Source organism: Arcicella rosea (genome assembly GCF_040543805.1).
Classification (GTDB): Bacteria; Bacteroidota; Bacteroidia; order Cytophagales; family Spirosomataceae; genus Arcicella; species Arcicella rosea.
In genome coordinates, this window is the sequence record NZ_JBEUMS010000003.1 from 89,473 (window position 1) to 101,572 (window position 12,100).

Annotated in this window: 10 protein-coding genes; 2 read left to right on the forward strand and 8 right to left on the reverse strand. The window is 34.5% G+C overall.

Going from position 1 to position 12,100, the window contains the following annotated elements; genetic code table 11:
* Position 1: 1 nt before the first annotated feature.
* Positions 2–427 (reverse strand): DUF3995 domain-containing protein, encoded by a 426-nt coding sequence (locus ABID42_RS05080; RefSeq protein WP_367282731.1) that lies wholly within the window; start codon positions 425–427, stop codon positions 2–4.
* A gap of 155 nt (positions 428–582) precedes the next feature.
* On the opposite strand from ABID42_RS05080, the gene ABID42_RS05085 reads away from it, so the two are divergent.
* Complete coding sequence (locus ABID42_RS05085; RefSeq protein ID WP_323689753.1) at positions 583–819, forward strand: hypothetical protein; 237 nt, start codon at positions 583–585, stop codon at positions 817–819.
* Positions 820–879: 60 nt separating this feature from the next.
* Here the strand turns inward: ABID42_RS05085 and ABID42_RS05090 are convergent, their stop codons facing one another.
* The 5 genes from ABID42_RS05090 to ABID42_RS05110 form a co-directional block, all read right to left on the reverse strand.
* Positions 880–4,233, reverse strand: a complete 3,354-nt coding sequence (locus ABID42_RS05090; protein WP_367282903.1) for an efflux RND transporter permease subunit — start codon at positions 4,231–4,233, stop codon at positions 880–882.
* 118 nt (positions 4,234–4,351) lie between these two features.
* On the reverse strand, positions 4,352–5,515 hold the full coding sequence (locus tag ABID42_RS05095; RefSeq protein WP_367282732.1) for an efflux RND transporter periplasmic adaptor subunit: 1,164 nt from the start codon (positions 5,513–5,515) through the stop codon (positions 4,352–4,354).
* A gap of 57 nt (positions 5,516–5,572) precedes the next feature.
* On the reverse strand, positions 5,573–6,922 hold the full coding sequence (locus tag ABID42_RS05100) for a TolC family protein (protein ID WP_367282733.1): 1,350 nt from the start codon (positions 6,920–6,922) through the stop codon (positions 5,573–5,575).
* Positions 6,923–6,929: 7 nt separating this feature from the next.
* Positions 6,930–7,532, reverse strand: coding sequence for a TetR/AcrR family transcriptional regulator (locus ABID42_RS05105; RefSeq protein ID WP_323689750.1), 603 nt, complete (start codon positions 7,530–7,532; stop codon positions 6,930–6,932).
* Positions 7,533–7,988: 456 nt separating this feature from the next.
* The gene (locus ABID42_RS05110; protein WP_367282734.1) at positions 7,989–8,510 is read right to left on the reverse strand and encodes a cupin domain-containing protein; all 522 of its coding nucleotides are present in this window, start codon (positions 8,508–8,510) and stop codon (positions 7,989–7,991) included.
* A 146-nt stretch (positions 8,511–8,656) separates the two neighbouring features.
* On the opposite strand from ABID42_RS05110, the gene ABID42_RS05115 reads away from it, so the two are divergent.
* Complete coding sequence (locus ABID42_RS05115; RefSeq protein WP_323689748.1) at positions 8,657–9,142, forward strand: ElyC/SanA/YdcF family protein; 486 nt, start codon at positions 8,657–8,659, stop codon at positions 9,140–9,142.
* A gap of 52 nt (positions 9,143–9,194) precedes the next feature.
* Here ABID42_RS05115 and ABID42_RS05120 read toward each other — a convergent pair whose 3' ends face one another.
* Together ABID42_RS05120 and msrA are read right to left on the reverse strand one after the other, a co-directional pair.
* Positions 9,195–11,270, reverse strand: coding sequence for a protein-disulfide reductase DsbD family protein (locus ABID42_RS05120; RefSeq protein ID WP_367282735.1), 2,076 nt, complete (start codon positions 11,268–11,270; stop codon positions 9,195–9,197).
* Positions 11,271–11,497: 227 nt separating this feature from the next.
* Positions 11,498–12,064 carry a peptide-methionine (S)-S-oxide reductase MsrA gene (msrA, locus tag ABID42_RS05125; protein WP_407654188.1) on the reverse strand — a complete coding sequence of 189 codons (567 nt, stop codon included), beginning with the start codon at positions 12,062–12,064 and terminating at the stop codon, positions 11,498–11,500.
* Positions 12,065–12,100: the final 36 nt, after the last annotated feature.

Here is a 12,100-nt window from a genome sequence, read left to right on the forward strand (position 1 = left end):
TTTAAGGTTTAATGATTAAATAAATTGAAAAGGCAATGCCCGCTATCAGCAAACACAAAGGCGAGAAAAAGTAAGTATCATTTTTAGCAAAAAGAGTACCTTTTACCTGCTTGAAAAATCCTACATAATTAAAATCTCCGATGGCACGCAAGCAAAACACAATGGCAATTCCCAAATTTCCATAAACTAAAACCGTAGCATTATTTGTAAGAAGGGGCATCCACGAAAAAAAAGATGCCAGTAACATGGCAATTGCTACAGTTATCGTAGCGATGGGCGATGGTGAAAAAAGTGCTTTATCTTTAATGGATGGAATAACGGATGTTCCTCCAAATTTTCCACCAAAAGCCCAATAAAAATGAAAGCACGCAATCACTACAAAAATAAAAGTATTAATAAATTTAAGTACGAAGAAAAGTGTATCCATGATTTCAAGGTTTAGTAACAACAAAAGCCTAAGTAAATGTACTTATTCTATCCTAATTCTTGTTAAAACACAAAATATAAACAGCCAAGAAACGGTAAAATATGTTATATTTGATTAAACAACCGCCGATGAAATCCATTTAAATAATCACAACTATGGCACTACAATACTTATCAGACACCCACGGGAAAACGACCGCTGTTGTTATACCAATAAAAATCTGGGAAATTATAACAGATAAACACCAAGATTTGAAAAAACTGGAAGGTGCTTTTACACAAAATAAAGAAACCGAACCACTTGAAGATATTGAGAAAAGTTTCAAAGAAATGCAAAGAGTGAAAAAAGGTAAATTACTCAAGAAAACCTTCGTTGATTCTTTTCACAAATAGTCCGTCTGTAATTTTTTGAAAATTAAGAAGCCACAACTTTTGCTGTGGCTTCTTTGTATTTTATACTTCTGGAACTACTGGTTTTCCAAAGTATTTTTGTCTGATTCTTTCGTTGATGTAATACATACAAGGAACGATAACAAGGGTAAGAATCGTAGAGAACGTAAGTCCGTAGATAATTGTCCAAGCCAAGATATTCCAGAATGCAGCACTGTCAGAACCCGTATGAATATGCGGATTTAGTTCAGTAAACATCGCCACAAAGTCGATACTTAAACCAATCGCCAAAGGTACTAAACCTAAAACTGCGGCAGCAGCTGTTAAGATTACTGGTGTTAAACGAGTACTTCCAGCTTCGATAATGGCTTTTTTCAATGGATAACCTCTGTGAACTAGCTCATCAGTAAATTCGATAAGAAGAATACCATTTTTTACAACAATACCAGCCAGTGCGATAATACCAACACCCGACATGATGATTGAGAAAGTTTGACCAAATGCCATGAAACCCAATAATACTCCAATGAACGAAAGTAAGATGGTTACAAAAATGATAATTGGTTTCGAGATAGAGTTAAACTGCATCACCAATACCAAGAAAATCAATAATACCGCAGCGATAAGTGCTCCACCCAAGAAGTCTCCTGTTTCTTTTTGGTCTTCTTGCTCACCACCCATACGAAGAGTATAACCACTTTTTACTTCCATATCGTCAATTAAAGTCTGAATCTCCGCTACAATTTCATTAGCATTATATCCTTGAACAACGTTTGAACTTAAAGTAACAACACGCTCTTGGTTCTTACGGTTAATCTGACTGTATGATGTTGAATATGAAATATTAGCAATAGAATTCAAAGGTACTTGTCGCAAAGCTCCGTTCATTACCATATCTCTGTAAGTAATGTTCAAACTCAATAGCTTTTCAATCTGATTTCTGTCTTCAGATTTGATTCTTAATTGAATTGGATACTCATCTTTATCATCTCTGAATTTAGAAATCTCAGTACCAAACAAGGCTGTACGAACTGCCATCGCTACTTGTGCTGACGATATTCCTTCACGTTGTGCTTTTTCTTTGTCAACGTCAATAATAATTTCAGGCTTGTTCGTAATTAAATCAGATTTTAATTCTTCAATTCCTTTGATACCAGATTTATCAATAGCTAGACGAACTTCTTTTTCCAATTTCACCAATTCGTTGAAATCATCACCAGCAATTTCAATGGCAATTGGTGCACCAGTTGGTGGTCCATTATTTTCTCTATCAACCGAAATGACTGAACCCGGCAAAGGCAATGCTTTGATTTCTTTGCGTACTTTATCTAAAATTACTTCTGAAGAAATTCCTCCACGATTAATTTTACTGACAAAAGCAATCGTAACTTTTGATTTATGTGGCGTTGGCGCTCTATCTGGATTAAAAGGGTCACCAGCATTTTTACCAACGTTTGAAATCACCGAGTTAACAATTCCTTCGGCATTTTCTTTTTTCAATACTTCAAAAACCTTTTTCTCAATTACTTTAGTGACAGAATCTGTTACTCTAGCATCTGTACCAATTGGCATATTGTTGTAGATATAAACATAGTCAGGGTCGCCACTTGGGAAGAAAATCACTTTAGGCTGTACAATTCCCATCAACACAAAAGTAAAAATCAATAAAGCCACCATTCCGATTACCGCAAAAACTGGACGATAACCTGTAATTACCCAAGAAATCAATTTTTGATAATTATTCTTGAAAGCAGGTAATGATTTTTCTTGGAAAGGAATAATAATTCTTGGCGTAAGGATAAAGTGGTTGAAAGCATACAAAAGAATTATCAACACAAAGAAATTACCCAAACCAACATTTACTAAATAACCCAACAATGCACAAACACCCAATATAATTAAAGGCTTTTTCAAGGAAGCCACGCTTGTATCAACGTGTTCGTTTTCGTCATGACGTACCATGAATGAAACAGCAAAAACAGGGTTCATTACATAAGCAACAATCAAAGAAGCAATCAAAGTACAAATCAAAGTAATTGGTAAGAATTTCATGAATTCACCAACAATACCCGGCCAAAAAAGTAATGGTACAAAAGGCATTACCGTTGTAGTTGTTCCTGATAATACAGGAATAAATACTTCAGAAGCTGCTAATTTCACCGCATCTACAATTGAAATATGACGATAGCGATTGAAAATACGGTGCGAGTTTTCGATAACCACAATGGCATCATCCACTACAATTCCTAATCCGAGTAAGAATGCAAAAAGTACGATTGTATTCAAAGTAAAGCCCATGAAATACAATGGAATAAATGCTAACAAAGCCGACAAAGGAACTGATAAGCCTACGAAAATAGCATCACGAACGCCCATGAAGAACATCAAAACCAATACTACGAAGATAAAACCTAGAATTACAGTATTAATCAAATCGTTAATATCACCTTTTGTTCTTTCAGATGAATCGGCAGTGATTTTTACTTCTAAACCTTGTGGTAAACGGCTTTCTTTCGCTTCTTCAATAATTTTTTCAATTCTTTCAGACGCTGCAATCAAGTTAGCTCCACCACGTTTGATGACGTTCAATGTAACAACTTTTTTGTTGTTCAAGCGAGCGAAATCTTGTTGTTCTTCACTACTGTCGATTATTTCGGCAACATCACCCAAACGTACTGTAGCACCTAAAGAAGAGCGAAGACGAATGTTTTGGATTTGCTCCATCGACTTAAATTCACCTTTTACTCTTAGCGTTCTACGAATACCTTCTACACTGAGTTCACCGCCTGAAATGTTCACGTTTTCACCTTGAATCGCCATTTGAACATCATTAAATGTAAGTCCAGCAGATTGCGTTTTGTATAAATCAAGGTTAATTTGAATTTCACGAGTTAATGCTCCAACAATATCTACACGAGTAATTTCTGGTAAACCTTCAATCTCATCTTGTAAATCTTCGGCAAAATCTTTCAACTTCGACAATGGAAAATTCCCCGCCAAGTTGATGTTCATAATCGGAAATTCTGAAAAGTTAACATCCTGAACAACAGGCTTTTTTGTTAAATCTTTTGGTAATTCTACAATATCAACTTTATCTTTTACTTTTCTTAAAGCATCGTCAACTTTTACATCAGGATTGAATTCTACAAGAATAATTGAGAAATCTTGTAAGGAGTTTGACTTTACTTTTTTCACCCCCGCAATCGTCTTGATTTGCTTTTCAATGGGTTTAGTAATGGTATTTTCAATATCTCCAGGCGTTGTACCAGCATAAATTGTTTGAACATAAATTTGCGGTACTTTAATATCTGGAAATTGTTCTTTCGGTAAAATATTATAAATCACTATACCGACGACGAACAACACTACGGTGAATAAGTACACCGTTTTTTGATTAGTTGCTAACCAACCAATCATGTCATATATAGCACCTGAACCGTGTTTCTCGTTGGTGAGGGCTTCGTTTTCTTCTTGTTCTTTCATGATAAAACTTGAGTGATAGTATTGTTAATGGTGGTTCAGACAATTGTTATTGTTAATAAGCCACAGGAGTACCATCTACTAGTTCTTGATAACCTTGTGTAATTACCAAATCACCAGCAGTAAGTCCTTCTAAAATTTCAATACTTCCGTTGTATGCAATACCTTTCTTAACAACTTTACTACGAGCTACTTTTTTGCCGTTTTCAGTCACTGCTACATATACAATATCACCCAATTCTGTTTTTTGAATAATGTTTTGATTCACAACCAATGAATTCGCTTTTGTTAAATCATTAATATTTACAATAGCTACTTGGTTTGGTTTTAAACTTCCTCCTAAACTTGGAATATTAGCTTCGATGCCAAATGTTCTTGTTAAAGGGTCAACCAAAGCATTTACCACTGAAATTCTTGTGCTCAGCTCTTTATTAATGTCTGGAAATTTCACTGTCATACTAGCACCTTGTTTCACAGAACCCACATAAGTATCTGCAATTTTAGCAGTGATTTTCAAGTCACCTACATTAACAATTTGAGCAATTGCTGCACCCGGAGCACCCATCTCTCCTGCTTTCTGATTAATTTTTTCAACTGTTCCAGAAATCGGCGCATATACTTTGCTCATTGCCAATTGTGCTTCCATCGTTACAATACGTTTCTCCAAAGCTTCCTTATTTGCCTTTGCTTGAAGATATTGTACTTCTGTACCAATTTGTTGATCCCAAAGTGTTTTTTGCTTGTTGTATAAAGTAACTGCCAATTCTAACTGATGCTTGATTTCAGCCAAAGATTCTTTCAATACATTATTATCAATTGTTGCGACCAGTTGTCCTTTTTTAACAGCTTGACCTTCTACAATCAATAAACTTGTAATTGTACCACCCATTTGTGGTGTAACTTGAAGAATATTTTTAGAAGTAACCACACCTTGTACTTCTACAAAATGTTTGAAGCTTTCGGCTTGAATTGGCGTTACAGCCACTGTAATCACCTTAGCTTCTGCTTTTTCTGTACTTAAGCCTACTTCTTTTTCAAGGGCTTTGATTTTAACATCAAGTTCTTTTTGTTCAGCTTTCAATGCTGCCAATTCAGCTTTTTTATCAACTGGTTTGCTACAAGACGTCAAGAATAAAGTACTTGTTAACATACTCCCCACCAATAATAATTGAAGCCCAGCGAGCTTAGAGGTATTTGGTTTATTCAATAAAGATTTCATGTTGATATGAGGGTAAATTTCTTTTATAATCTAAATTATTTAATGTTTTTGTTGAATTTATTCACTGTAAAGACGACCAAGTGCTTTATCTAAATCTACTTTTGCAACCAAGGCATCATAGAAAGTAGTGAAGTAATTGATTTGAGATTCTTTGTAGGCAATCTCAGCATTCACAACTTCCAAGTTTGAACCTACACCTTGTTGGTATTTTATTTTAGAAACTCTTACAACTTCTTTCGCCAATTCCATATTAGATTTCTGCTCTTGGAGAGTTTCGTAAGCATTTTTCAAAGTAATATGTCCTTGTTTTGTTTGTAAGTCGATTGTGTTTTCATACAACTCAAAAGTATTTTTTATTTTCTGCAAACTATTCTGAGCTTGAACAATCCTGTATTTTCTTTGGAAACCATCAAAAATTGGCACTTGTATCGACAAACCAAGTGTTGCGGCATTGAACCAAGGTTTAGTTACTAAATCGGAAAACTTCGGGCGACCAGCCGAATAACTGTAACTACCATTAAGCATAACTCTTGGCAAATAACCTACCTTTTGGTTTTTCAAATCCAATTCCGCCAAACGATTTTGGGTTTCCAAGATAGAGTACTCAATTCGATTAGCATATTTAAAATCCTGTGGTTTTTCGGGTAGTACTTCAGAAAGCTTAATGTCTGCTAATTTATCCGTCAGGACAATTTCTTCTTCTATTTTCTTACCCATTTGAAACTTCAAAAGATTGTACGTTAAGTCTTGTAAACGATTTACATTCTTCGTTTCAATTTTCAAATTATTCAACTGTACTTCAAGGCGTTGAACGTCAATTTTCTCTACAAAACCTTGTGCATTCAATGCTTTTGTATCACGCAATAACGAATCTAAACGACCAACATTTAAACTAAACAATTTAATTCTTTCGTCATTCACCAAAATTGCATAATAAGTTTTTGTCACACTTTCTGCCGCTTGTTGTTTTGATTGCACCAAGCTTTTCTTAGATAATTCCTTGTAAACATCAGCTGCTTTCAAACCTAATAAGTATGACCCATCAAATAAAATTTGGTTAAGGTTTACGCCTGCTTGTCCGCTGTTAGCAACACCAAATTCAGCCGCTATCACATCTCCTTCTTTAGCACTTGGGTCAAATGTTTTAGCAGGAATAAATACTTTCTGAATGATTAAGTTGTTGGTATAACCAAAATTACCATTTACTTGAGGTAAACCAATCCCCTTTAACTCACTTACTCTTGCTTCAGCAGTCAGAATATCAATTTGAGCATTTTTAATAGAGGTATGATTCTTAACAGCATAATCTACTGCTTCACGAAGAGAGTAGCTTTGCTGAGCTTTTACGATTTGCGAAGTAATTAAGATGCTAAATAACAGCAAATTACCTCTTAGAAATTTTCTCATTGGAAGTTTACTTGGGTTGGTATTCATTATAAATTTGTGTTCCTTTATTCGTTAAAACGCCTCGAATAAAATGGTCTAAAAGTTCTAATTGTACTTCTACTAAAGTATGTTGGGTAATGGAAAAAATATGAGGATCAAAACCCATTTCAATTTGTTCTAACCTCATTTTTGCCAGAATATCTATTTTGATTTCTGGTCTAAAATAACCTTGTTCAATACCTTCAACTAAGTCTTTTTTAAGGTTTTCAAAAATAAAGCGTTGCTTATGTTCTTGAAAAATATTCCATGATCTGGGATGATACTTCTTGATGTCAAACAATGTTGTAGGATTTACCTCAGAAAATGCCTGCTTCATTAACTCCATTGATTTTACCATTCTTTCAATGACATTGCTGGTATTATTGTATAAATCGTCCCATTCGCATTTATCTTCTTTCATTTCACCCAGAAACAATTGATACACAATATCATCTTTGTCTTCAAAATGTAGATAAATTGTTTTTTTGGAGATTCCCAATTCGTTTGCAATATCATCCATCGTAACGGACTTCACCCCGTAACGGAAAAAAAGTTCTTTCGACTTTTTGATGATTCTTTCTTTAATTTCCAATTGATATAAAAATTTGGTACGGAAACTTTAGAAACATTAAAAGTTTCTTATTGCAAAGCTATGGAAACTTTCATCTGTCGCAAAGTTTTTTATGATTTTTTTTAGAAAAGGCGAATGACTATGATAAACGGCTACAACATTCTGGAATCACTATAGATTTAATATGTGTAGGTTATGTTAAATAATTGTAAAGTAAAGTACTTTAATCACTCGAAAATTATTTGTATTTTTTTTATATCCCTCTCTGTCCTGATTATAAATATTTTCTCCAAAATGTATTTTTTCAAAATTTTAATTTCAAAAAACGTACCAATTTTATCATATCTCGCTTTCTTTTTTAAAAGCTTAGAACACAAAAAAGACCGTCAGAAAACTTCATGTTCTTGACGGTCTTTTTTATTGTTGGTTTATTACTCTGATAAATCAGTGACGTAATTTATGAAATAATGGTTGGAATTATCTTCCAAAATCATCTTGTAATCTAACAATATCGTCTTCATCAGAAGGTTTTTCAGGGTCAGTATGTTGCCAAATTTCTGCAACAATACCCCAACCAGATAAACCGATTAAACGGTGGCGTTCACCAGTATCCATTTGAATAAAACTTCCAGATTCTAACACTTTTACTTCTTCTGATTCTTCGTCGGTATCACTAATTTTTACTCCGACAGTTGTGCCAGCAATTACTTTCCAGATTTCAGCACGACGGAAATGGTATTGCCAAGACAAACGTTTCTCTGGTGCTACTACCAAAATTTTAGGTGATAATTTATTAGTAATTTGAATTTCAGACATTTCCAAATGTGGAAAATACTTCGCTGCAAAAGCTGGTGCTTGTGCTTCATCAATCACAAAAAAACCTCCCCAAGGACGAGTTTGGTCTTGCTTTACAACAGTAAAATTATCCTCCGCCAAAGCAGCAGCAATTTGTTCAAAGATAGATGCCTTATCAGCATCTTGAGAAAGGGTAAGATTCATAAGGTTTGACAGTTTTTTGAGCCACAAAGTTAAACGTTTTGAATAAATTCCTTTTCAAAGGGAAAAACTATTTGCAGATTCTGGGCTTATCTTTGTTGAAGACTTCTATCAAATAAGAATAATAAATTATTAAATAGTATTTTAATATGAATGGATTACTGATTGTGATGGCTGATACTAATACTTACGATGGTAATCTTTCTCCGATTGCGATTGATAGAGTATTGGGTGCTTTAAAATTCCTGAAAAATAATCCTGAATTTCATGTGCTTTGTACGGGTGGCTTTGGGAGTCATTTTAATACTTCAGAATATCCTCACGCACAATATTTGCAAAACTTCTTGTTAGAAGAAGGCATTGCGCATAATCGTTTTGTAGAATTTGCTCTTGGCGAAAATGTGATGGATGACATTCAACTTTGCCAAAGAATTATCAATCGATATGAGCCAGACATTGTTGCTGTTATTACTTCGGATTTTCAAGTAGAAAGAATCCGTTTTACTTTCCAAAAGTATTCAGATTACCAATTCTTTATTTTCTTAGAAGTAAAATCAAATTTGTATGAAGAAGAAATGGAAAGATTAGTCAGACTTGAACAACAAGCCTTAAATCGTTTGAGGTTTTTGCCATAAAAAAGAGAGGTTTGTCGATGCAAACCTCTCTTCATTTTAACTAATAAAATTATTACTTCGAAGCATACTTTGCTTTCCCTTCATCCAAAAACTTTACAAAGTTTTCAACATTCAAATCAAATGCTTTTGGTGCAGCCAAAGTACCTTTTTCATCATTAGGATTGACCAAACAATAATATGGCTGTGCATTTCCGTTGAATCTTACAATCTGAAAATCTAAATTCTGGTCACCCATCGACGTTTTTTCTTGTCCGTCATCTTTAGAAGTGTACCATTTTTCTTTGGCTAATTCTGTTTTATCGTCCACATACAAAGCCACCACTACGTAATCTTCTTTCAAACGTTTCAACACTGCTGGGTCTGACCAAACGTTTTCTTCCATTTTTCTACAGTTCACACAACCGTGACCTGTAAAATCTATAAAGATTGGTTTATTTACTTTTTTAGAATATGCTACAGCTTCTTCATAATCAAAAAAACCTTGAAGTCCATGTGGCAAAGTAAGGAACTCACTATACTTCGGTTTCGGAAAATTTGCATCGCCTTCAGTTTTTACCGATGCACCTGACGAAACAAAATCTTGCGTAGTAAGCGGAGGCAACCAACCAGCCAAAGCCTTTAGAGGCGCTCCGAACATTCCGGGAATCATATAAACGACAAAAGAAAAAACTAAAATTGCCATCAACATCTTTGGAACACTTACTTTTTCAGTTTTATCGTCATGAGGTAATTGGATTTTTCCTAATAAATAGAAGCCAATCAAAGCGAAAATCACAATCCATAAAGCCAAATATACTTCTCTATCTAAAATTCCCCAGTGATATACTTGGTCGGCTGTACTTAAAAATTTAAGGGCTAAAGCCAATTCTAAAAAGCCTAAAATTACTTTCACTGAATTCATCCAACCGCCAGATTTTGGCAAGTTTTTCAACCATTGTGGAAAAATAGCAAACAAAGTAAATGGAATAGCAAAGGCTAATGAAAAGCCCAACATTCCGATAACAGGCTTAATAATTTCGCCTTGGGCTGAAGCAATCAAAATCGAGCCAGCCACAGGACCAGTACAAGAGAAAGAAACTAAAACCAAAGTAAATGCCATGAAGAAAACCCCGATGATTCCACCTCTATCTGACTGAGCATCTATTTTATTGACAAAATTGGAAGGCAAAACAATTTCAAACCAGCCCAAAAATGAGATTCCAAAGAAAACAAAAATGACAAAAAACAGCATATTAGGAATCCAATGCGTACTTAGCCAATTGGCAAAGCCCGGACCAGCCAAGGCAGCGATTAATGTACCGAATAATACATAAATGGCTACAATCGAAAAGCCATACAAAAATGCTAATTTTCTACCTCCTTTTTGTTTAGTGAAAAAACTCACTGTCATCGGAATAAGCGGATACACACATGGCGTTAATAATGCCAATAAACCTGCCCCAAAAGCTACCCAGAAAAAAGTAAAAAGTGATTCTTGTACTACAGGCGTTTCTTCAACGCTTGTTTCAACTATCGCATCGGTTTTGGCAGAAGTCAAAGTATCAGCTTTAGCGACAGAATCTGTTTTTGCTAAAACCGTATCTTTACTAATAACGGGCGGAACAACAGTAGTTTCAGTTGGCTTTACAAGCTTTTCTTCGACTTCATTACTGTTTTTTTTTTCAGCTCCAGCTAAAGAGAAAACACCTTTTACAGGTACACATTGACCTGAAGCATCTGAACACGACTGGCTATCGTAAGCACCTTCAATCAGAAATTTCGCTTTTAAAATCTTTACGCTTTGGCGAAAGGTTGCTTTGTGCTTGAAGTAAGTATATTCTCCATTCCAGATTTCCTTGTCGAATTTCTTTATGGGATTAATAGCTTTCAAGCCACCAACGGCCTCATAAGTATCGTTCGCTTTTAATTTAATCGTCGTAACGGTTGGGCCTAAATCTTCACTAAAATCTGAAGAATACAAATACCAATCATCTTGAATATTGACTGTAAAAACGATGTCAACCGTTTCTCCAACAGCAGGATTTGCTTTTGATAAAGCCCAAGACCATTTGGCAGGTGTAATTTTTTGAGCAGAAATTGCTACTGAACAAATAAGTAAAATAAATAAACTAAAAAGTAACTTTTTCATCTGTTGATGGATTGTATAATATGCTTAATTTTCTAAACAGTAATTTGTGGCTGTGAGTTCTATCTTTTAAAAATACAATTTATTAACGCTTTGTATTCATTCAAACTCAAATTTAAAGTATATCAATATTGATAAATGTCTTATTAATGGCTTTCTTAATTTTTATTCAAAATAAAAAAGGCTAAATTTTCTCAAATTTAACCTTTTAAATAATTGTCTCTGTTGAACTAGTTCATTTTCTTCAAATTCTCTTTGAAGACCTTCGTAAATTTTTCCAATTTTGGTTTTATCACTACTTGACAATATGGATTATGCCCATTCAGTTCATAATAATCTTGGTGATAATCTTCAGCAGGATAAAATACTGTAAAAGCAGTAATTTCTGTAACAATTGGATTCGGAAAAACATGTTCAGCATTCAATTTTGCTTTCCAAATTTCTGCTGTTTTCTTCTGAGCTTCGTTATGATAAAAAACCGCCGAACGATATTGCGGCCCTTCATCAGCACCTTGGCGGTTCAAGGTAGTTGGGTCATGTGTTTTCCAGAAAATTTCTAAAATTTTATCGAAAGAAATTTTCTTTGGGTCGAATGTTACTTGCACAACTTCTGCATGACCAGTAAGTCCCGTACAAACTTCTTTATAAGTTGGGTTTTTAACTTTTCCGCCAGAATAGCCAGACTCTACTTTTACAACACCTTCTACTTGTTGAAAAATGGCTTCTACGCACCAAAAACATCCCGCTCCGAACGTCACTACTTCTGTTCCTTCAAGATTGACTTTTTCATTGTTCATTTTTTCTGTATTTTTCTGATTATCAGAACCTTTAGC